This is a genomic window from Clostridium sp. C2-6-12 (genome assembly GCF_009928485.1).
In the GTDB taxonomy this organism is placed as follows: domain Bacteria; phylum Bacillota; class Clostridia; order Clostridiales; family Clostridiaceae; genus Clostridium.
In genome coordinates this window covers 145,574-167,745 of the sequence record NZ_JAABNP010000003.1, presented here as the reverse complement: position 1 = coordinate 167,745, position 22,172 = coordinate 145,574, and the positions used below count along the sequence as shown (strand labels likewise).

16 protein-coding genes and 1 riboswitch are annotated in these 22,172 nt (G+C 29.5%); of the genes, 11 read left to right on the top strand and 5 right to left on the bottom strand.

Annotated features, from left to right (window positions below):
• The first annotated feature begins 34 nt into the window (after positions 1 to 34).
• Positions 35 to 973, top strand: coding sequence for a polysaccharide deacetylase family protein (locus tag GXK56_RS03945; RefSeq protein WP_160685329.1), 939 nt, complete (start codon positions 35 to 37; stop codon positions 971 to 973).
• A 235-nt stretch (positions 974 to 1,208) separates the two neighbouring features.
• Entirely contained in the window at positions 1,209 to 2,255 is a 1,047-nt protein-coding gene (locus GXK56_RS03940) for an SH3 domain-containing protein (RefSeq protein ID WP_160685326.1), read from the top strand.
• Between the two features lie 123 nt (positions 2,256 to 2,378).
• Here the strand turns inward: GXK56_RS03940 and GXK56_RS03935 are convergent, their stop codons facing one another.
• Positions 2,379 to 3,272 carry an AraC family transcriptional regulator gene (locus tag GXK56_RS03935; protein WP_160685323.1) on the bottom strand — a complete coding sequence of 298 codons (894 nt, stop codon included), beginning with the start codon at positions 3,270 to 3,272 and terminating at the stop codon, positions 2,379 to 2,381.
• A gap of 140 nt (positions 3,273 to 3,412) precedes the next feature.
• Between GXK56_RS03935 and GXK56_RS03930 the strand changes: the two genes are divergently transcribed.
• Together GXK56_RS03930 and GXK56_RS03925 are read left to right on the top strand one after the other, a co-directional pair.
• The gene (locus GXK56_RS03930) at positions 3,413 to 5,692 is read left to right on the top strand and encodes a glycoside hydrolase family 127 protein (protein WP_160685320.1); all 2,280 of its coding nucleotides are present in this window, start codon (positions 3,413 to 3,415) and stop codon (positions 5,690 to 5,692) included.
• 480 nt (positions 5,693 to 6,172) lie between these two features.
• A complete protein-coding gene (locus GXK56_RS03925; protein ID WP_243156005.1) occupies positions 6,173 to 8,173 on the top strand; it encodes a methyl-accepting chemotaxis protein in 2,001 nt (666 codons plus the stop codon).
• 104 nt (positions 8,174 to 8,277) lie between these two features.
• On the opposite strand, the gene GXK56_RS03920 is transcribed toward GXK56_RS03925, so the two are convergent.
• Positions 8,278 to 9,165, bottom strand: a complete 888-nt coding sequence (locus tag GXK56_RS03920; protein WP_160685317.1) for a LysR family transcriptional regulator — start codon at positions 9,163 to 9,165, stop codon at positions 8,278 to 8,280.
• A gap of 139 nt (positions 9,166 to 9,304) precedes the next feature.
• Here GXK56_RS03920 and GXK56_RS03915 point away from each other — a divergent pair, with 139 nt between their 5' ends.
• From GXK56_RS03915 to pflA, 4 genes are all read left to right on the top strand, one after another.
• Positions 9,305 to 11,203 (top strand): beta-glucoside-specific PTS transporter subunit IIABC, encoded by a 1,899-nt coding sequence (locus GXK56_RS03915; RefSeq protein WP_160685314.1) that lies wholly within the window; start codon positions 9,305 to 9,307, stop codon positions 11,201 to 11,203.
• A 67-nt stretch (positions 11,204 to 11,270) separates the two neighbouring features.
• Positions 11,271 to 12,704, top strand: a complete 1,434-nt coding sequence (locus GXK56_RS03910; protein WP_160685311.1) for a 6-phospho-beta-glucosidase — start codon at positions 11,271 to 11,273, stop codon at positions 12,702 to 12,704.
• Positions 12,705 to 12,920: 216 nt separating this feature from the next.
• A riboswitch (ZMP/ZTP riboswitch) is annotated at positions 12,921 to 13,000 on the top strand.
• A 189-nt stretch (positions 13,001 to 13,189) separates the two neighbouring features.
• Positions 13,190 to 15,421, top strand: a complete 2,232-nt coding sequence (gene pflB / locus GXK56_RS03905) for a formate C-acetyltransferase (RefSeq protein ID WP_160685309.1) — start codon at positions 13,190 to 13,192, stop codon at positions 15,419 to 15,421.
• A 185-nt stretch (positions 15,422 to 15,606) separates the two neighbouring features.
• A complete protein-coding gene (pflA, locus tag GXK56_RS03900; protein WP_160685306.1) occupies positions 15,607 to 16,329 on the top strand; it encodes a pyruvate formate-lyase-activating protein in 723 nt (240 codons plus the stop codon).
• A gap of 82 nt (positions 16,330 to 16,411) precedes the next feature.
• Here pflA and GXK56_RS03895 read toward each other — a convergent pair whose 3' ends face one another.
• Positions 16,412 to 16,573, bottom strand: coding sequence for a rubredoxin (locus GXK56_RS03895; RefSeq protein ID WP_160685303.1), 162 nt, complete (start codon positions 16,571 to 16,573; stop codon positions 16,412 to 16,414).
• Positions 16,574 to 16,705: 132 nt separating this feature from the next.
• On the bottom strand, positions 16,706 to 17,323 hold the full coding sequence (locus GXK56_RS03890; RefSeq protein ID WP_160685300.1) for a 3'-5' exonuclease: 618 nt from the start codon (positions 17,321 to 17,323) through the stop codon (positions 16,706 to 16,708).
• A gap of 272 nt (positions 17,324 to 17,595) precedes the next feature.
• Here GXK56_RS03890 and GXK56_RS03885 point away from each other — a divergent pair, with 272 nt between their 5' ends.
• Positions 17,596 to 18,549 carry an L-lactate dehydrogenase gene (locus GXK56_RS03885; RefSeq protein WP_160685297.1) on the top strand — a complete coding sequence of 318 codons (954 nt, stop codon included), beginning with the start codon at positions 17,596 to 17,598 and terminating at the stop codon, positions 18,547 to 18,549.
• A gap of 91 nt (positions 18,550 to 18,640) precedes the next feature.
• On the top strand, positions 18,641 to 19,654 hold the full coding sequence (asnA, locus tag GXK56_RS03880) for an aspartate--ammonia ligase (protein ID WP_160685294.1): 1,014 nt from the start codon (positions 18,641 to 18,643) through the stop codon (positions 19,652 to 19,654).
• A 74-nt stretch (positions 19,655 to 19,728) separates the two neighbouring features.
• Here asnA and GXK56_RS03875 read toward each other — a convergent pair whose 3' ends face one another.
• Positions 19,729 to 20,703, bottom strand: coding sequence for a biotin--[acetyl-CoA-carboxylase] ligase (locus GXK56_RS03875; RefSeq protein ID WP_160685291.1), 975 nt, complete (start codon positions 20,701 to 20,703; stop codon positions 19,729 to 19,731).
• A 412-nt stretch (positions 20,704 to 21,115) separates the two neighbouring features.
• Between GXK56_RS03875 and GXK56_RS03870 the strand changes: the two genes are divergently transcribed.
• On the top strand, positions 21,116 to 22,159 hold the full coding sequence (locus GXK56_RS03870; RefSeq protein WP_160685288.1) for a phosphodiester glycosidase family protein: 1,044 nt from the start codon (positions 21,116 to 21,118) through the stop codon (positions 22,157 to 22,159).
• Positions 22,160 to 22,172 lie beyond the last annotated feature (13 nt).

Genomic DNA, 22,172 nt, shown 5'->3' with positions numbered 1-22,172 from the left:
TTTTAGGAAGTTGAAATATATAAGAGGTAGAAAAATGAAATTATGGCATATGAAAAACAAATATAAAATGATAAATGCTAAGAAGAAAAGGAATATATTATTTATTTCCGTTATATTAGTTATAATTTTAGGAAGTGTAGTTGCTGCATATAGATTTTCTTTAAGTGTTAAAACAATGGAAGCTGTTGATTCATCACAAAATAAAGATTATAAAGAAAATACTAAAGATAAAGAGAAAGCTAATAGTTCTGTAGATGAAGAAAGTAATACGAGTGTTGAAAATGCTGCATACTTAGAAAAATATATTGAACAACAAGTTAAAGGAGAAAAACCTGCTGGAGCTGATGGTAAAAAAGTTGCATATTTAACCTTTGATGATGGTCCATCAGAAACAGTTACACCTCAGATATTAGATATACTTAAATCTGAAGATGTACATGCAACCTTTTTTCTTATAGGAAAATATGTAGACAAAAATGATGCAAGTAAAAACTTGGTAAAGAGAGAATTAGCAGAAGGAAATGCAATTGGTATTCACTCATACTCTCATGATTATAATTATTTATTTCCAAATGGAAAAATAAATTTGGAAAATTGTATGTCTGATTTTGAAAAAACAGATAAAGCTTTAAAAAATGTTTTAGGACAGGATTTTTCAACAAGAGCTATTAGATTTCCTGGAGGACAAATAACTTGGGCTAAAAAAGATCCTCAGGGTGCAGAAGCAGTTGACAAAGCATTACATGAAAAAGATTGGCATCAAATTGATTGGAATGCATTATCTGGTGATGCAGAAGCTGGACACAAAAATGCAACTGTATTAACAGAAGAGGCTATAAGAACTATAGGTAATAGAGAAAAAGCTGTGATATTAATGCATGATACCTATGGTAAAGAAGAAACAGCAAAAGCTTTACGAGGAATAATAGAATATTTAAAAAAACAAGGTTATGTTTTTAAAATTATCAATTGAAACTTAATTCAGTAAGAGTTTTACCTTAGTCAGGATCTTGGTTAAAATAATAAAAGATTAAATTTGAAGTGATTATATAATATAGTTGATAGAATCCATAAATGATTTTGGGTAATATCAACTATTTTTTGAATACTAAATAAATTTAGTATAAAGCAATCCAATATTTTATCGACAGTAAAATTAAGGGAAATAATGTGTGATAACTAAATAATTATATGAGGTGGAATTTAAAATGAAGACTAAGAAGAAAATATTTCCAATGGTACTAAGTGCACTCATTGGTATAAGTAGTGTTTCGGTGGTAGGAGTTAGTGCAAGTGCTGCAACTATAGAACAAGGCAAAAGTGGACAATATATTGTTAATAATAAAGCATATGTATATAATCCAGAGCTTCAAATTGACTTAAAAGTTAGAACTACTGCAGATTTAAATGGACAGGTTGATGGGTATTTATACAATTTTGAAGATGTGAAAGTTATAGATAGCATACAATCCAATGGTACTGTTTGGGATAAAATAATGTACAACAATAAAATATCATATGTAAGTGATGCATATCTTAAACATTATATTTCTCCAGGAGATAATGTAGTTAGCATATCAAGAAATATTACAAAACAATTTGAAGTTGCAAATTCTAAGCAAATTGCAGGAAATTTTGATGGACAAGGTTTGTCTTTAGGATATCTTCAATGGTGCATAGGGCAAGGTACATTACAGCCATTACTTAATAGAATGGATAGACAATATAATGCTGAAATGAGAAGTGTTTTTGGAAGTAACTATGACAGTATTCATAATATATTATTAGATACTCCTCAAAATCAGCTTTTATGGGCTAAGTCTATTAATAATTCATCAAATACAATTGCTGAACCTTGGTATTCTCAATTTGTAGCATTAACTAACAATGAACACTTTAAGACTATAGAAGCAGATGCTGAAGCATATAGGGTTGTACAAGCTATGCTTATATGTGATAAATATAATTTAAAAACAATAAGAGGATTTGCTCTTGCTTTTGATGTAGCTGTACAAAATGGAAGTATAAGTCCAGAGGCTGCCAAGGTTATAGATGCAGCTATTGCACAAAAACCTTCTATGAGTGAAAAAGATCGTCTTAAAGTTATTGCTAATGCAGTAGCGGATACTTCAACTAGTAATGCTGATGATATTAGAATAAGAAAAATGGCTATAGTTAATGGAAATGGAACCGTTCATGGAATTGCACTTAATCTAGATGCCAATTATGGGATAAGCGATAATTACTGGAGATAATCTATAAATCATTTTTTTAATTCAAGCAAAAGAATTATTATAAATTTAAGAAGTTATTTATAAGTAAAAAGATATTCAAATTAAAATCAAAGCAGATTTTAATTTGAATATCTTTTGTTATATTTACACATTATTTAAAAAGGTCATATTATAAGCATTCCTAAATTTTTTAGGAGTTAGATTTTCATATTTCTTAAATAACTTAAGAAAATATTTTTCATCTACAAAACCTAATTCATTTGCTATTTCCTTTATATTTAAATTGGAATTACATAAAAGCTGTTTTGCGTCAGAAATTCTTAGATAATTTATATATTCCTGCATACTCATTCCCATTCTTTTTTTAAAATAACGTGCCAAATATTCTTTTGAAAAATTAAATTCATAAGCTACATTTTTTAGTGAAATATTTTTATTTAAATGAATTTTTATCCATTGTAAAATTTGGGGCAGAATATCTTCATCTTGAGTATTTTTCTTAATTGTAGTTTTAAAATTTGATATAACCTGCTCAGTAATTTCTATTAATAGAGAGGTTAAAATATAATTTACACTTTGATTTGTATAATAAGCAGATTGGGATAAGTGGAGCAACTGGCGGAACAATACATTAATTCTATCTAAATTCAGATTGCTGGATAAGGTTGGAATTAATATACTTGAGTTTAAACCATTAAAGTAAGGATTATTTTGAGCTATTAATATTTCAGAAGAAGCTTCAACATTATTAATTGAAGAAGCTTCATTACAATAAAAATGAACCCAGTAAAAAGAGGTGCCTTTTGGGGAATATTCATATCCTTTATGCCTACAACCTGGTTCTAGTAGCAAAATATCCCCTTCATTTATTTCAAGTTTTTCCTCTTCCTGTTGAATATACATTGTACCTTTATTCATAATAATAATCTCATAATTATCTATTATTCTCTCCATATGTTTCCATTTACTATCGGAAATAAAGTTACCACAAATAGAAAATAATAGGGGAGTATTGATATTAGCTTTAATATATTGCATTGGTCAATATTCGCCACCTTTTGTTAATATAGTCTACCGACAATTATAATAATTTGTTTTATAGTTATATTGTACAAAGTAATCGAGAATATGTAAATTCAATATATTACACTTTTTAATGGAAAGGAATACATTAGAGTATGGAAAAAGTAGAATTATTAAATGGGTTATTTAAGACTTCACAAGACAAAGGAAAAGAATATCTAGAGTATTTAGATGCTGACAGGCTTTTAGCACCTTGCTATGAAGCAATAGGAAAAACGCCTAAAAAACCACGTTATGGCGGTTGGGAAGCAATGAAAATAAGTGGACACTCACTTGGACATTTTTTATCAGCTTTAGCTTCAATGTATATTGCTGAAAAGGATGAAAAACTGAAGGAAAAGTTAGATTACACAGTAGCTGAACTTGCATATCTTCAAAGCTTAGATGATAAAGGATATGTAAGTGGATTCCCTAGAGAGTGCTTTGATAAAGTCTTTAGTGGAGAGTTTAATGTTTCAAGATTTGAACTTGGAGATAGCTGGGTTCCTTGGTATAGTATTCATAAGATTTTTGCTGGTCTTATAGATGCATACGTGCTTACTGGAAATGAACAAGCACTTCAAGTGGTTATTAAGCTTTCAGATTGGGCAAAAAAAGGAACAGATAATTTGACAGAAGAACAATTTGACAAAATGCTTTATTGCGAACATGGTGGAATGTGCGAAGCTATGGCAAATCTTTATGAAATAACTAAAAACAATGATTACCTAGAGCTATCTAAAAGATTTTATCATAAAGAAACTTTAATTCCATTAACAAAACTAGAGGATGATTTAGAAGGAAAGCACGCCAATACTCAAATACCAAAGGTTATTGGAGCAGCAAGACTTTATGAGATTATAGGAAATAAGGAATATGAGGAAGCGGCTAAATTTTTCTGGAATGTAGTTACTAAGAGTCGTTCTTATGCAATTGGTGGTAATAGTAGAGATGAGCATTTTGGCAAGATGAATACTGAAAAATTAGGTGTTACTACAGCAGAAACCTGTAATACCTATAATATGCTAAAGCTTACAGAACATTTATATTCATGGGAACATAATTCAGATTATATGGATTACTATGAAAATGCACTGTATAATCATATTTTGGCTTCACAAGATCCAGAGTCAGGAATGAAAACTTATTTTGTTTCAACTCAGCCAGGTCACTTTAAAATTTATTGTTCACCTGATAATTCTTTTTGGTGTTGTACAGGAACTGGAATGGAGAACCCAGGAAGATATGTGAGAAATATTTATTATAGAGATGAAGAAAATTTATTTGTTAATCTTTTTATAGCTTCACAAATTAAATTAGAAGACAAAGGAATAGTCTTAAATCAAGTGACAAAATTTCCAGAAGAAGATAAAACTAAACTAGTATTTGAAGAAGCAGAAGAAAAATTTATGACTATAAATATAAGAGTTCCATATTGGGCAAATGGTGGAGTTAAGGTTGTTGTAAATGGAAAAGAAGAATATTCAAAGGCAGATGGAGGATATATCTCTATTGAAGGAAAGTGGAAAAAAGGTGATGTTATTGATGTAGCACTTCCAATGAATATTCATGTTTACACTTCAAAAGAGGATTCACATAAAATAGCATTTATGTATGGACCTCTAGTTTTAGCAGGTGCTCTTGGAAGAGAAAATTTCCCGGAAACAGATATTTTAGAGGATCATTTAAAATTAAATCATTATCCAGGAATTATAGTTCCAACTTTAGTAACAGATGAAAAGAATATTGAACAATGTATTAAGAAAGTTGAAAATTCAACATTAACTTTTGAAACTGAAGCTATTGGTGAACCTGGAAGTGTAAAATTAACGTTAATACCTTTCTATATACTTCACCATCAACGATATACAATTTACTGGACTAAGATGACAAAAGAAGAATATAAGCAAAATGAATTAAGCAGTATGGACTACCAAGAAAAGTTAGATAAAATAACACTAGATTTAGTTAATACAAATGAACAACAGCCTGAAATTGAGCATAAGATGAAATCTGAAAATTCACATTCAGATTATTCTAGTGAAGCAGGAAAAGGCTGGCGTGAAGTTATAGATGAAGGTTATTTCAGTTATGAAATGAAGATTGAGCCTAATAAGGATGTATATTTAGCTGTAACTTATTGGGGGAGCGACAAAGAATGCTTTATTGAAGGGAAAAGATATACAAGAGAATTTAATATTTATGTAGATGACAATTTAATAGCTGAAGAGTCATTAAATGAAAGTAAGCCATATGCATTATTTGATAAATTTTATGCTATTCCTGAAGATATAACTAAAGGTAAATCTAAAGTTACAGTTAAATTTGCTTCAGCTAAAGAAAAAATTGCTGGAAGAATATTTGGAGTAAGAACTACAACAAAAAATGAAATTTAGAATTATTACCTTTGAACTTATATATTTTCAAGGTATATATTCAACATAATCCAAACTTAATAGATTGTTATTATTTCTACATAATTATTTAGAAATAATAACAATCTTTTTTGAGTGGTATAAAGGGGAGGGGCGAAATCTGTGGAAAAAAATTTATAGAAAATCGGTCTATTTAGTGATTAGAGTTGAAATAGAAAAGGTTATTTTGTTTATTTATTAACTAACTCTTATGAATTTTTACTTTTAATCTATGTATGATTTAATTTAATTAAGTATTATATATCAAAAAGTTAAGAAAATTAAGTTTGTCCTAAAGCTATTTGTATTAAATTACAAGTTTAAATATATTCAGACTGTAAAGTGTTTTTTAGAAAAGTCGATATTTTATAGAAGATATCATAAAAAGTCGAAAATATGTAATGCTTAAAAAAATGAAATATTTATTTTAAATTATGAAGTGTAAAGTAAAAGGAGAAGAGTATGAAGAAAATGAAGGTTAATAACATTAGAAGTAAATTGGTACTAAGCCTGATGGGAATATGTATTATTCCTTTGTTAATTTTAGGCTATGGTGCAAATTGGCAGGCTAAATCAATTCTTAATGAAAAATTAAAGGTAACAAGTCAACAGACGCTATCAGAAGTGAATTCTGGAATTGATAATTATTTTGAAGGTTTTAATACTATAGTTACAATGTTATCAAATAATTATAACTTTGTTAATGCGGACAAAGATGAACCATCTTCGTTTATTCCATCATTATTAAAAAACGTAAAAGATAGTAATAATGATATTTTTAGCACATATTTAGGTACTGCAGATGGAAAATTTCTAATATACCCTAATCAAAAAATGCCAGATGGATTTAATCATATGGAAAGACCTTGGTATAAACAAGCTATTGAGAATAAGGGAAAGGTAATCGTAACATTACCTTTTAAAGATGCTCAAACAGGAAAAAGCGTTGTAGCAATTGCTAAGGCTATAGAGCGAGACGGAAAAATTGTTGGCGTTTGTTCTATGAATGTATCTTTAAATACACTTACAGAGAAAATAAGCTCAAAGAAAATAGGTATTTCAGGTTATATATTTGCTGCTGATGTAGAAGGTAAAAACATGATAGCTCATCCTAATAAAGACTTAATTGATACAGATGTTGCATCAAAACAAAATTTTTGGAATGAAGTAAAAACATCAGAAAAAGGTTTTTTAACATATACATATAATAATGCGCAAAAATTTGGTGTATATGAAACAAATCAATTAACTGGATGGAAATTAGTAGCTACATTAGATGAAAAAGAAATATCAAATGATACAAAATCAATATTAACAACAACATTAATCATTATATTAGCTATAGTTATAGTTTCTGTAATTTTATCTTTATTTCTAAGTAAGGGTATTTCAAATAATATTAAAAATCTTAAAGAGGTATTTGAAAAAGCGGCTAAAGGCGATTTAACTGTAAAAATAAAAGCATCAACTAAAGATGAATTTATGGATTTAGCAAATTCTTTTAATGAAATGATAGGTAATATATCAAACCTTATGAGTAATTCTTTTAGTTCGTCTAAGACAGTATTAGAAACATCAGCCAATCTTGCAAGTATGTCAGAAGAAGTGACAGCTTCTATAGGTGAGGTTGCAAAAGCTATACAGGAAGTTGCGGAAGGAGCAACCAATCAAGCACAAAATGCCCAAAATGGTGCAGCAGAAATGAATGATTTATCAAATAGTTTAGATAAAATCAGTGAAAATTCTAGTGAAATGGACAATCTATCGGTTAATGCTAAAAATTTAGGGGATAAAGGATTGTCTATGATAGATGCACTGATAGAAAAATCTAATAAAACAAAAATATCCACGTCAGAAGTTAATGATATAGTGAAAGATATGAATGATAGCACTAAAAAGATAAATAATATATCAGAAACAATAGTTGAAATTACAGAACAAACAAATTTATTAGCTTTAAACGCAAGTATTGAATCTGCACGTGCTGGAGAGGCTGGTAAAGGGTTTGCAGTGGTTGCTGAAGAAATACGAAAGCTTGCAGAACAATCTAAAAACTCCACAGAGGAAATAAAGCTTATTATAGCTAATATTCAAACAAAATCTGATACGGCTGTAAATGCTATTAAACAAACAGAAGAAATAGTAATAGAGCAAGAAGCAGCAGTAGGAAAAACACAAGAGATTTTTAACGAAATTCTTAAAGCTATAGAATCAATGATAAAGAAGGTTGAAGAAGTAAAAGAATCTACTAAGGATATGAATCAAAAGAAAATGGTAGTAGTATCGGAAATTGAAAATATTTCTTCTATATCTCAGGAAACAGCGTCTGTATCAGAAGAAGTAACTGCATCTACAGAAGAGATAACTGCTGTTATGGCCAGATTTACAAAACATGCAGATGAACTGCAAGTATTGGCAGAAAAATTAGCAACAGAATTAAATAATTTTAAAATAAATAATTAATTAATAATTTTTTGATAATTATAAATCCTTAAAATATATAAATATGCTACTAAAAAATAAAAGTTTTATTTTTTAGTAGCATATTTTTGTTATTAAACAAAAAATTATTTATGGGTATTTTGATGAAAATCCTTAATAATATTTAAAAATGATTTTAAAATATTATCAATAAATAAATCTTTTCTATAAATTAAATTAACTGTCTGCTTAGGTGGATAATCAGAAATAGGAATTGCTTTAAAACCAATTTGCTTTACTGATCGTATATAGGAATCTGGCAATATTGTAATATTATTTGAATTTTCTATAAATCTAATGCAGGAATCTAAGTTGATTGTTTCGATTTTTGGTTTGCAAATATGATTAATCATACTAAAGGCCTTATCAATATTTATTCTTGAATTTGAGGTTTTTGTTAATAGAACCATATTTTCTGTTGTCAAATCTTTTAAAGATACAGAAGAATATTCTGCAAGTCTAGAACTTAATGGTACAACAGCAAGATAAGATTCAATGTTTAAAAGTTCAGAATGTATAAAGGAGTCTTCTGCTGAGTAGTGAATTACACCTAAATCCAGTTTACCGTTTTTAACATTTTCAACTATTGTAGAGCCTCTATGCTCTTCCATTGTTATTAGAACATCATTATGAATGTTATTAAATCTTGAACAGGGAATAAGGAGTAAGTGGGAGCCAGAGGCACCTACATGAATTTGCTCTCTTGATTTTCCAGTAAAATTTTTTATATCGCTTTCAGCCTGTTCTATATCAAAAAATATTTTATAAGCATGTTCTTTTAGTATTTTACCTGGTTCCGTTAAAACAGTCTTTTTTTGAACATAATCAAAAAGTTTTACGTTTAGCATGCTTTCTAAAATTTTGATTTGATTACTTAGAGTTGGTTGAGAAATATTTAATCTTTCAGCAGCTTTTGTATAATGAAGTTCTTCAGCAAGAACTAAGAAATAATTCAATAAGCGTATTTCCAACATAATATTATACATCCTCCTATACATAGATATAAACTATGGTCATCATATTAAATATAGTATTGATAGATAAATCATAAGACAATATAATGAATTTGTAAATGATATCAATAAAGAAAAACAATCTAAGGAGGAAAATACTATGGATTATAAACAATTATCCACAGATATTATAAAAAATGTCGGTGGGGCGGAAAATGTTTTAGGATTAACACATTGTGCTACAAGATTAAGATTTAATCTTAAAGATGATAATAAAGCTTCTACTGAAACTCTGAAAAATACAAAAGGAGTTATGGGAGTTGTAAATAAAGGAGGCCAATATCAAGTAATAATTGGAAGCGATGTTGCTAATGTATATGCAGAAATTAATAAAATTGCAAGCTTTGATAATGATTCTTCAAACGATGTTAAGGATGACAAAGGACCTGTAGTAAAAGTTCTTGATACAATTGCAGGTATCTTCACACCAATTATACCAGCGATCACGGGTGCTGGTATGCTAAAAGCTGTTATGGCTTTATTAGTTACATTTAAAGTAATCGGAACTGATAGTCAAGTATATTCAATCTTGAACTTTATGGCAGATGCAGCCTTTTACTTTTTACCATTCTTAATTGCAAATTCAGCAGCAAAGAAATTTAAGTGTAATGCTTATATGGCAATGTCAATTGCTGCAGTTATTTTACATCCAAACTTTATAAATATGGTTAATGCAGCTAAAAAGAGTGGAGAAGGAATTTACTTTGTTGGATTACCTATTACTTTAGCAAGTTATTCATCTTCTGTTATTCCAATTATTTTGGGTGTTTGGTTTATGTCCTTTGTTGAACCAATAGCAGATAAAGTATCACCTAAGCCAGTTAAGTTCTTTACTAAACCACTTTTAACTCTATTAGTAACTGGGTTAGTAACACTAATAGTATTAGGACCTATAGGTATAATCTGTGGTAATGGAATTTCAGCAGCAATAGCTTTCTTAAATACATATGCTAGATGGTTAGTTCCACTTATTGTAGGTACATTCTCGCCATTACTAGTAATGACAGGTATGCATTATGGATTAATTCCAATTGGTATTAACAATTTAGCAACAGCTGGTTTTGATACAGTAGTTGGTCCTGGGATGTTAGGCTCAAATATTGCTCAAGGTGGAGCTTCTCTTGCAGTAGCAGTAAAGACAAAAAACAGTGAATTAAAACAATTAGCTTCTTCAGCAGGTATTACTGCAGTTTGTGGTATTACTGAACCAGCAATGTATGGTGTTACATTAAAATTAAAGCGTCCATTAATAGGAGTAATGCTTGGTGGAGGTATTTCAGGATTGTTCTTAGGTCTTACTGGAGTTGGAAGATATACTTCAGGTTCACCAGGACTTCTAGCACTTCCAGGATATATTGGAACTGATGGATTTAGAAATATTATGTTTGCATGTATTGGTGCAGCAATAGCCTTTGTTGTTTCGTTTATAGTTACATATTTTATTGGCTTTGAAGATATTCCAGAGTCTAACAAAGAAGATTGTAAAACAGAACAATTAAATTTAGGTGAAATAGCAGCAAATGAAGCTGATAGAGTAAAAGATTGTCTTATTTATTCGCCAATGGAAGGTAAAGTTGTTTCTTTAACTAAAGTAAATGATCCAATGTTTGCAGAAGGAATGATGGGAAATGGAATTGCCATTATGCCAAAAGAAGGAAGAGTAATTTCTCCTGTAAATGGAACTGTTAATGCAGTATTTGAAACAAAGCATGCTATAGGAATTATTTCAGAAGAAGGTGCAGAAATTTTAATTCATATAGGTTTAGATACAGTAAAATTAGGTGGGAAATTCTTTAATGCAAAAGTAAAAGCTGGAGACTCAATAAAAGCAGGAGATTTACTCGTTGAATTTGATTTAGAAGAAATAAAAAAAGCAGGATATGATGTTATTACACCGATAATAATAACTAATACCTCAGAATATAGTGAAATTAACTTTGCAATTAATGATAATTCAGAGGTAAAAGAAAAAGTGCAATTAATGAATTTAATAAGATAAATATTATCTTTGTAGATTTAAATTATAGTTGAAATAATAATTATAAATAAAGGGAGGAGAAAATAATATGAATACAAATTTTCCAGAAGGATTTCTTTGGGGAGGAGCTACTGCAGCTAATCAATGTGAAGGTGCATATTTAGAAGGTAATAAAGGGTTATCAACAGTTGATGTGATTCCAGCAGGTAAGGATCGTTTTCCAGTTATGCATGGAAAAATGAAAATGATGAAGTGTGATGAAGAGCATTATTATCCAAGCCATGAAGCAATTGATTTTTATCATAATTATAAAGAAGATATAGCATTATTTGCAGAAATGGGATTTAAGACTTTTCGTTTATCTCTATCATGGACACGTATTTTTCCAAATGGGGATGATACAAAGCCAAATGAAGAAGGCTTAAAGTTTTATGATAATGTATTTGATGAATGCCTTAAGCATGGCATTGAACCATTAGTAACTATCACTCATTTTGATGTTCCTATGCATCTTGTAGAAACAATTGGTTCGTGGAGAAGCCGTAAGATGGTGGATTACTATGAAAGATTATGTGAAGTTATTTTTAATCGCTATAAAAATAAAGTAAAATATTGGTTGACTTTTAATGAAATTAATATGTTATTACATTTACCTTTTGTAGGAGCTGGTTTAGTTTTTGAAGAAGGAGAAAATGAAGAAGCTATAAAGTATCAAGCAGCACATCATCAACTGGTAGCAAGTGCAAAAGCTACTAAAATTGCACGTGAAATAAATCCAGACTTTAAAATTGGATGTATGTTAGCAGGGGCAAGTACTTATGCAAATACATGTGCGCCAGAAGATGTATGGAAAGCCATGACTAGGGATAGAGATAATTACTTCTTCATTGATGTACAATCTCGTGGAGAATATCCTAATTATGCAAAGAAAATGTTCGAGAGAATGAATATAGACCTTAAAATTGAACAAGGTGATGAAGAACTTTTAAAAAATAATACTGTAGATTTTGTATCATTTAGTTATTATGCTTCAAGGTTAGCTAGTGCGGATCCAGAAGTAAATACAAAAACTTCAGGAAATGTATTTCCTACATTAAGAAATCCTTATTTAAAAGCAAGTGAATGGGGATGGCAAATTGACCCGCTAGGACTTAGAATTACATTAAATGCTCTATACGACCGTTATCAAAAACCGTTATTTATAGTTGAAAATGGGCTAGGTGCAGTAGATACACCTGATGAAAATGGGAATATAGAAGATGATTATCGTATTGAATATTTAAGAGAGCATATTAAAGCAATGAGAGATGCAATAAATGTTGATGGTGTTGAAGTTATGGGATATACTCCTTGGGGATGTATAGATCTAGTAAGTGCTTCTACAGGTGAAATGAAAAAGCGTTATGGGTTTATATATGTAGATAAAGACAATGAAGGAAATGGAACCTTAAAAAGAAGTAAGAAAAAGAGTTTTAAATGGTATAAAGAAGTAATTGCAACTAATGGAGAGAAACTTCTATAATAAAATATATTTTCAAATTACAAAAGTAGAAATTATATATAGAAATATGAATCTGGTGTACTAAAAATCTTTTCTGATAATGCAGTTTCTCCTATGAAGGGTGGGTATATGAAATAAAATAATGATTAATATCAATAAAATTCTAAATAAGATTATATTATTGATATCTAAGTTAGTGTTGACAAATTTATTATGAGATAGTAGGATGAAATAAGAGATTAGTCATATGACTGACGGAAGTGGAGATAAACCACATGAAGTATGACTATAAAAAGCCGACCGTCTGGGCAAAAAAGCCCAGAAAGTCGGCTTTTTTATTTGTTAAATTAATTAAAAGGAGGAAGAACTTGGAAAAAGTGATAAATAATTTTAAATGAGAAAAGATATCATTGACAAAAATGAAATTAAAGTATACAATAAAGGTATGAATTATTGATAAAAAAATAACAATAAATTCTATCGTTAAGTATTAAGGAGGATAACAAATGTTTAAACAATGGGAAGGTTTTAAAGAAGGTACTTGGCAGGATAGCATAGACGTAAGAAACTTTATACAAAAAAATTACAAGTTATATGAAGGTGATTCAAGCTTTTTGGAAAGTAAATCTGAGAAGACAGATAAAGTATGGAAGAAAGCATATGAATTAATAGTTGAAGAAGTTAAAAAGGGCATCATTGATGTTGCTACAGATAGAGTATCTGGAATTGATAATTATGACGCTGGTTATATAGACAAAGATAATGAAGTTATAGTTGGACTTCAAACAGATGCACCACTAAAGAGAATTGTAAATCCATTTGGTGGAATGAGAATGGTTCAAAGTTCATTAGAGGAATATGGATATAAATTAGATGAAAATATTGAAAATTATTTTTCTAAATATAGAAAAACTCACAATGAAGGTGTATTCGATGCTTATACAAAGGAAATTAGAGCAGCTAGAAGTGCTGGACTTTTAACAGGTCTTCCAGATGCTTATGGAAGAGGAAGAATAATAGGTGACTATAGAAGAGTTGCTCTTTATGGTATTGACTACTTAATAGCAGAAAAGAAAAAAGATCTTGATAATCTTCAAGGAGATATGCTTGATGAATTGATAAGAAAAAGAGAAGAAGTTTCTATGCAAATTAGAGCTTTAGGTGAAGTTAAGTCAATGGCAGCAAAATATGGAATTGACATATCTAACCCAGCAGAAAATGCAAAAGAAGCAGCGCAACATTTATACTTTGCTTATTTAGCAGGAATTAAAGAAAATAATGGAGCAGCAACTTCATTCGGAAGAACTTCTACATTCTTAGATATTTATATTGAAAGAGATTTAGAAGCAGGATTAATTACTGAAAAAGAAGCTCAAGAAATTGTAGATCAATTAATAATCAAATTAAGATTAGTTAGACATTTAAGAACTCCAGAATATAATGAATTATTTGGTGGAGACCCAACTTGGGTAACAGAATCAATTGGTGGTATGAGCATCAATGGTAAGCCTCTTGTTACAAAGAATTCTTATAGATATCTTCACACATTAATAAATTTAGGAACATCAGCAGAACCTAACTTAACAGTTTTATGGTCAGATAAATTACCAGAAAACTTTAAGAAATACTGTGCAGATATATCAATTAAGACAGATTCAATTCAATATGAAAGTGATGAAGTTATGAGACCTATTTATGGTGATGATTATGCAATAGCTTGTTGTGTATCTGCTATGAAGGTTGGAAAACAAATGCAATTCTTTGGAGCTAGAGCTAATATTGCTAAATCACTTTTATATGCTATAAATGGTGGAGTTGATGAATTAAAAGGTATAAAAGTAGTACCAGGAATTCCAAAACTTACAGATGAGGAAGTTCTTGATTACAAGAAAGTTAAAGCAAACTATGATAAAGTTCTAGAATATGTTGCTAAAATCTATGTAGATACAATGAATATAATTCACTGCATGCATGACAAATATGCTTATGAAGCAAGTCAAATGGCACTTCATGATACAAAAGTAGAAAGATTAATGGCATTTGGTATTGCTGGACTTTCAGTAGCTATAGATTCATTATCAGCTATTAAATTTGCTAAAGTTAGACCAATCAGAAATGAAGAAGGAATTGCAATAGATTTTGAAGTAGAGGGTGACTTCCCTAAATACGGAAATGATGATGATAGAGCAGATGATTTAGGTGTAGAATTAGTAACTAAATTCTCTGGAGAACTTAAGAAACATCCATTATACAGAGATGCTGTTCATACATTATCAGCACTTACAATTACATCTAATGTTATGTATGGTAAGAAGACAGGAACAACTCCAGATGGAAGAAAGAAAGGTGAACCATTAGCACCAGGGGCTAACCCAATGCATGGTAGAGATGTAAATGGAGCATTAGCATCACTTAACTCAGTAGCTAAGATTCCTTACAACGGAATATGCCAAGATGGTGTTTCTAACACATTCTCAATTGTTCCAGATGCGCTAGGAAAAGATGAAAACCAAAAAATCACTAACTTAGTTGCGATTTTAGACGGATATTTTGTTCAAGGTGCTCATCACTTAAATGTTAATGTTCTTAACAGACAAACATTAATTGATGCAATGGAAAATCCAGATAAATATCCAACATTAACAATTAGAGTTTCAGGATATGCAGTTAACTTCAGCAGATTATCTAAAGAACAACAATTAGAAGTTATAAGCAGAACTTTCCATGAAAGTATTTAATTAAATATTGGATTATTAGGATAATAAAATTATAGACGGAACCTTGGATAAATAGTAAAATTTACTTACAAATCTAAGGTTCCGTCTGTTTATATTTCAAAGATTAGAATGTAGAATAATAAAAAAGAAAATTATATTCATTTGTTAATTCGTAACTGTTAAATGAATCAAAGGTGGTTGATTATATGGTAAAAGGTAGAGTTCATTCAATTGAAACTATGGGGCTTGTAGATGGACCTGGAATAAGAGTGGTGGTATTTCTTCAAGGTTGTGCATTAAGATGTAAGTATTGTCATAATCCAGATACCTGGAGTCCTAATGGAGGAGAAGAATATACACCAGAAGAATTGGTTAAGAAGATAGAAAGATTTAAAACTTATTTTGCTAGCAGTGGTGGTGGAGTAACGTTTTCAGGTGGGGACCCATTAAGGCAGCCAGAATTTCTTCTAGAAACATTGAAATTATGTAAAAACAAGGGAATACACACTTGTCTTGATACTGCAGGATATGGTTTTGGTAATTATGATGAAATATTGAAATATACAGATTTAGTATTGTTTGATGTAAAACATTTTACTAAAGAAGGCTATAAAAATATTACAGCAATGGAAATTGACGAATCCTTAAGATTTTTAGAAGCAATGAAGAAAAATAATACTAAAATATGGATAAGACATGTTGTAGTACCAGGCTTAACTGATGGAGAAGAACATTTGAAAAAACTTAAGGAATTTGTTGATACAATCCCCAATGTAGAAAAAGTAGAACTCCTACCATATCATGTTCTAGGAGCAAATAAATATAGAGTTTTAGGCATTAATTATCCACTCGAAGGTGTAGAACCAATGGATAAAGAACTTGCTAAGAAGTATCAAAAAGAAATATTTGGAGATATAGAAGAACAATAATATTAAAAAATATATCTAAAAATTATCTCCTTATTCATTTGAAAATTGAATAAGGAGATAATTTCATTATTTATAAGTACAACTATTCTTCAATTGAAAAATTATCCTTATTAAAAGAGCATATAGGGCAAACCCAATAATCTGGGAGATCATCAAAATCTACCCCAGGGGCAATGCCTCCGTCAGCATCTCCAACTTCAGGATCATAAATATATCCACAAACCTCACAAATATATTTTTTCATGTTACCACCCCATTTAAAAAATAAGAAAGAAAATTACAAGTTAAAGATTCATATGAAACTTTAATTTGTAAAATTTTCAATCATAGTATATTATATGCTTGATTTCTTTGGGGTGTAACTATATATAAAAATTTATTTTTTAGAATTAAGTATGTTTGAAAAATATCCTTTAGGAAAATACCCCTTTTTTAAGCCTTCAATAACTGTTAAATAGGTTGCAGCTGTATCAAATCTTGCATCATGATAATCTCCGCTGCCTTCAAATAGTTTTTCTGATGTTTCAGCTATTTTTTCAGTAGAAATGTTAAGCCAATCAATTACTTCAGATAACTTAGGATTTTTGATTTCTCCATTAGCTTTTTTTATTTTGCAAATATCTCTGTAATACGCCATTGTACAAAAAACATTTTTAGGATTGAAGTCTTCTCCTAAAGATAATAATTCATGCTTTAAAAATCTAACATCAAAGTTAACATTATGTCCAATTATAAAATCAGCATTAACAAAGTCATCAAAGAAATCAGTGACTAAGTCTTCAAAATATTGTCCTTTAGATAATTCATATAATTTTTCTAAAGAAAAACCATGGATTTCTTCTGCAGAAGGGTCCATTTCATCAACAGTAAAGAAAAAGTTTTTACCTGTTGTTATTTGAGGTTTTACACTAGCATCGACGGTTATATAACTTAATTGACATATGCTTCCTGGTTTTATGCTAGTAGTTTCTGTATCAAAAAATAATAATTTCATTAAGTGTACCTCCAATTTGTATATAAACATAAAAGCCTAGCTTTTAATATATTTAAATATTATGAGAAATGACGAGTATGTAGCTAAATCTAATTATATAGTATTTGATGAAAATTTCAAATTAATAATTATTAATAACAATTATTAATTAATAATATTTACATGAAATAAAAAATAGAGTATAATTAAGGTGTGATAAAAATTTAACAATTAATAATAGATTTAACATTTGGTAAGAATAATTGTAATGTGAAATAGAGGAGGAATAAAAAATGATGGAAAGAAAGCGTAAAATATCTATAATAGGTGCTGGCTTTGTAGGTGCAACAACTGCATATGCATTAATGAATAGTGGTGTGGCAACTGAAATATGCTTATTTGATATAAATATGGATAAAGCAATGGGCGAAGTAATGGATTTAGTTCATGGTACTTCTTTTGTAAAACCAGTTACTATATATGCTGGGAATATAGAAGAAACTAAAGATTCAGATATTGTCATTATTACAGCAGGAGCAGCTCAAAAGGAAGGAGAAACTAGGTTAGATTTAATTGAAAAAAATTATAATATATTTAAGGGTTTTGTACCACAAATTGCAGCTGCAAGTCCAAATGCAATTTTGCTAGTTGTATCAAATCCATGTGATATTTTAGCATATATAACTTATAAGTTATCAGGATTTCCTAAGGAAAGAGTTATTGCATCTGGAACAGTTTTAGATACTTCAAGATTAAAATATGTTATTGGTAAATATCTTAATGTAAATAACAATAATATTCATGCATATGTATTAGGAGAGCATGGAGATAGTGAAGTTGTAAGCTGGAGCAATGCAAGTATTGCAGGAGAAAGCTTTGAAGAATATGCTAAGAAGTTTAATTTAGAGTGGGATGAGGAAGTTAAAGCTGTAATAGAAAGTGATGTTAAAAATGCTGCATATGAAATAATCAGCAGAAAAAATGCAACTTATTTTGCAGTAGCATTAGCAGTTACTAGAATAGTAGAAGCTATATTAAGAGATGAAAATACTATTTTAACAGTATCTTGCCTGATGGAAGGCCAATATGGAATTAATGATGTTTATTTGGCAGTTCCGACGATTATTAACAGCACAGGTGTTGTAAGAATAGTTAATCCAGAATTAAAAGATGAAGAAGAATTAAGAAAATTACAAGAATCTGCAAGTGTGTTAAAAGAGCATATTCAAAAGGTTATAAACAAATAAATATATGAAAAATTTTTTTCATATAAATAGACAAAAGAAAAAATAATTTATATAATAAACTTATTTATTATATAAATTTAAGGGGGCACTTATGGATATTCAAGGTGTAATTATTCCAAAGCATTACAAAGGAAAATATTCATTAATTGAAACAGAAATTCATATAAAAAAAATCAAAGACTTTTTTGAGAGAGTTTTAGCTGAAAAATTAAATTTAACTAGAGTTTCGGCACCATTATTTGTTGAACCAGATACAGGAATTAATGATAATTTAAATGGAGTGGAAAGACCTGTTAGTTTCGATTTGTTAGAAGCAAAGAAAGATGTGCAAATAGTGCATTCATTAGCTAAATGGAAGAGATATAGTCTTTACAGATATGGTTTTAGGCATGGTGATGGACTATATACTGATATGAATGCTATAAGAAGGGATGAAGAATTAGATAATCTCCATTCCATATATGTAGATCAATGGGATTGGGAAAAAATAATTGATAAAAATGAAAGAAATATAGAAACACTAAAGAATACTGTGACAAAGATATATGAAGCGTTTAAAGAAACGGAAGCTTTTGCATGTAATGAATTAATTAAAGAAGAGAAATTCTTGCCAGACGAAATCTTCTTTGTAACAACACAAGAGTTAGAGGATAAATATCCAGATAAGACTCCAAAGGAAAGAGAAGATATTATAGCAAAAGAAAAAGGTGCAGTATTTATAATGCAAATTGGAGGCGCTTTAAAATCAGGCGAAAAGCATGATGGACGTTCTCCAGATTACGATGATTGGTCATTAAATGGAGATATAATATTCTATTATCCACTTTTAGAAAGAGCATTTGAAGTATCTTCTATGGGTGTTAGAGTCGATGAAGAAGCGTTAGATAAGCAATTAACTATTGCGGGCTGTGATGATAGAAGAAGCTTCACCTTCCACAAGATGTTATTAAATGGCGAACTTCCTTATACTATTGGTGGAGGAATAGGTCAATCAAGAATTTGTATGTATTTCTTGAGAAAAGCGCATATTGGAGAAGTTCAATCCTCAGTATGGGATGATAAAAATACAAAGATTTGTGAAGAAAATGGAATTACATTATTATAAAAATAATTAAAGGTGTTATCTAAAAGCTGTTTTTAAGCTTTTAGATAACACCTTTTTATGCTTCTGGTTGTCAATCAGTTATTAACACCATTGAAACTTATTTCACCAGTTAAAACAGCTTTTTCATTTCCGAAGCTATCTTTAACAATAAGGTCTCCTGCATCAGATAAAGAAATACAGGTAACAATTTCTTCTTTATTATAAGTGATAAGTTTGGCCTTTTTTCCAAAGAGGTTAGAGTGTTTTCTACAGATTGAAATAGTTTCAGACAAGTCAAGATCTGTTAAGAAACTATTGTATAAAGTTTCAAAGTGACTTAAAAACTTTGAAAGTATTTCATTTCTATTAAATTGCTTGTTAAATTGTATTTTCAGTGAAGTAGCAATAGTTTTTATGTTCTCATCAAAATCTGTTTCATCAATATTAACATTTATGCCTATACCTAAAATCAAATGGTGAACTTGATCCATGTCGCATTTCATTTCAGCTAAGATACCGCAAAGTTTTTTATCATTTATATGTATATCATTAGGCCATTTAATTGTGGTTTCTATATTAAACTCCCTTAAGGTTTTATATACTGAAGCGGCTGCAATTTGAGTGATTTTAGGTGCTTCTGTTGGAGGGAGATTTGGTCTTAAAACTAAAGAAAACCAAAGTCCACCTTTGGGAGAAACCCACTTTCTATTAAATCGACCAGTTCCAAGTGTTTGTTTTTCAGAAATTATCAAGCTTCCATCTTCAATACCATTTTGAGCAAGCTCTTTTCCTTTTATGTTTGTAGAATCTATATCATCAAAATATATTATATTTCTACCTATTATAGAGGTTTTTAGCAATGATGAAAGTTCATTTTTGTCTATTAAATCAGGAGAAGAAATTAATTTATAACCTTTGTTTGAAACTCCTTCTATTATGTGGCCTTTTGCTTTTAAGTTTTTTATATGTTTCCATATGGCTGCTCTTGAAACATTTAAGATTGAACTCAAGGCTTCTCCAGAAATATAATCGTCAGCATTTTTTAATTCTGTTAATATTTTATCTTCCATAAAAATATCCCTTCTATAATAACAAATTGTATAATTAAATATTTTTCTAAAATATATGTATTATATTTTAAGTTTATTTTCAGAACTTACTTTAATATCATCAAAGTGTATTATATCATAAGTAGTATTTTAAAATATATTAAAAATAATAAGCCTTAAGGAATAATATGTAAAACTAATTGAATAATAATTAGTTTATATGTCTAAAAATAATAAAATGGCAATGTAAATTAGCAGTTAATCAGGCAGAAGAGATTTCCTAATTTTAAATAACATGGTGTAAAAAAATGTAAATAATCAAATCTTAAGTTAATTTAAATTATTCTAGCGTTTTGAAAAAAAATGTTATATAATAAAATTTGGTGTAACCAAAACACAAGTCGATTTAAGACATTCCGGAGAGGATAAAGAAATGAAAGAAAATAAGAATAGTAAAAATATTAATCAAAAAAATAGAACAAAAGTTAAAAAAGCTAAGAAAAAATCAAGAAAAATTTCTTTTAAAACAATTTTGGCCTTCTTAGTTTTTGAATTTGTATTCACAGCGTGTACGTTTCCGTTCATACTGTTATATGGACCTTTTGAAGAGGCAAAAGCTACATATGTTGGAGCAGCAATGACTTCAGCAAGCCATCAATATTTGGCTAAATGGTTCTTGTCTGATGAAAAAATAGCAAAGATTCAAGGACAAAATACAGTTGAAACAAGCAATGAAACAACAGATTTATCACAAATTGTTGTTCCAAAGATTAAAGATAATACTATAGAAATAAAGAGAATAGATGGTAATTCTAAATATAATGGATATTATATGGTAATTAAAGATCCAACAAGAGTTAAAATTGGTTATACTTCTAAATTAAAGGTTGAAGGAGAAACTACATCTCAAATAGCCGAAAAAAATGGTGCAGTTGCAGCTATCAACGGAGGAGGATTCGTAGATCAATCATCTTCAGCTGAATGGACTGGAAATGGAGGCTTACCAACTGGAGTTATTATGAATGAAGGTAAAGTTGTATATGATGACTTAGGTGGAGGAAAAACAACTTCTCTTGGAATCACTAAAGATGGTATTATGGTTGTAGGAAATTATTCTGTAGCTGATCTTAAGGAAAAAGGAGTTCAAGAGGCAGTAAGTTTTTATCCAGCATTGATTATAAGTGGAAATAAGACACAAATAAGCGGAGATGGTGGATTTGGTATAGCACCTAAAACTGCAATAGGACAAAGAAAAGATGGAGCAATAATCTTGTTAGTCATAGATGGAAGAGATATAACAAGTTTAGGAGCAACAGTGAAAGAAGTACAAGAAATCATGTATCAATTGGGAGCTCTTAATGCAATTAATTTAGATGGCGGAAAATCAACTACTATGTATTATGAAGGCGATATTATTAATAAACCATCCAATAGTATGGGAGAAAGAACTATTGCAACAGCAATTATTGTTAAATAAACAGAAGGTGAGG

Bases quoted from the DNA above. Each gene is read 5' to 3' on its own strand.
- GXK56_RS03920 (WP_160685317.1), bottom strand. From the start codon at position 9,165: ATGTTGGAAATACGCTTATTGAATTATTTCTTAGTTCTTGCTGAAGAA.
- GXK56_RS03915 (WP_160685314.1), top strand. From the start codon at position 9,305: ATGGATTATAAACAATTATCCACAGATATTATAAAAAATGTCGGTGGG.
- GXK56_RS03875 (WP_160685291.1), bottom strand. From the start codon at position 20,703: ATGGAAGATAAAATATTAACAGAATTAAAAAATGCTGACGATTATATT.
- pflB (WP_160685309.1), top strand. From the start codon at position 13,190: ATGTTTAAACAATGGGAAGGTTTTAAAGAAGGTACTTGGCAGGATAGC.
- GXK56_RS03870 (WP_160685288.1), top strand. From the start codon at position 21,116: ATGAAAGAAAATAAGAATAGTAAAAATATTAATCAAAAAAATAGAACA.
- GXK56_RS03945 (WP_160685329.1), top strand. From the start codon at position 35: ATGAAATTATGGCATATGAAAAACAAATATAAAATGATAAATGCTAAG.
- GXK56_RS03925 (WP_243156005.1), top strand. From the start codon at position 6,173: ATGAAGAAAATGAAGGTTAATAACATTAGAAGTAAATTGGTACTAAGC.
- GXK56_RS03910 (WP_160685311.1), top strand. From the start codon at position 11,271: ATGAATACAAATTTTCCAGAAGGATTTCTTTGGGGAGGAGCTACTGCA.
- GXK56_RS03885 (WP_160685297.1), top strand. From the start codon at position 17,596: ATGATGGAAAGAAAGCGTAAAATATCTATAATAGGTGCTGGCTTTGTA.
- GXK56_RS03895 (WP_160685303.1), bottom strand. From the start codon at position 16,573: ATGAAAAAATATATTTGTGAGGTTTGTGGATATATTTATGATCCTGAA.
- GXK56_RS03935 (WP_160685323.1), bottom strand. From the start codon at position 3,272: ATGCAATATATTAAAGCTAATATCAATACTCCCCTATTATTTTCTATT.
- asnA (WP_160685294.1), top strand. From the start codon at position 18,641: ATGGATATTCAAGGTGTAATTATTCCAAAGCATTACAAAGGAAAATAT.
- pflA (WP_160685306.1), top strand. From the start codon at position 15,607: ATGGTAAAAGGTAGAGTTCATTCAATTGAAACTATGGGGCTTGTAGAT.
- GXK56_RS03890 (WP_160685300.1), bottom strand. From the start codon at position 17,323: ATGAAATTATTATTTTTTGATACAGAAACTACTAGCATAAAACCAGGA.
- GXK56_RS03940 (WP_160685326.1), top strand. From the start codon at position 1,209: ATGAAGACTAAGAAGAAAATATTTCCAATGGTACTAAGTGCACTCATT.
- GXK56_RS03930 (WP_160685320.1), top strand. From the start codon at position 3,413: ATGGAAAAAGTAGAATTATTAAATGGGTTATTTAAGACTTCACAAGAC.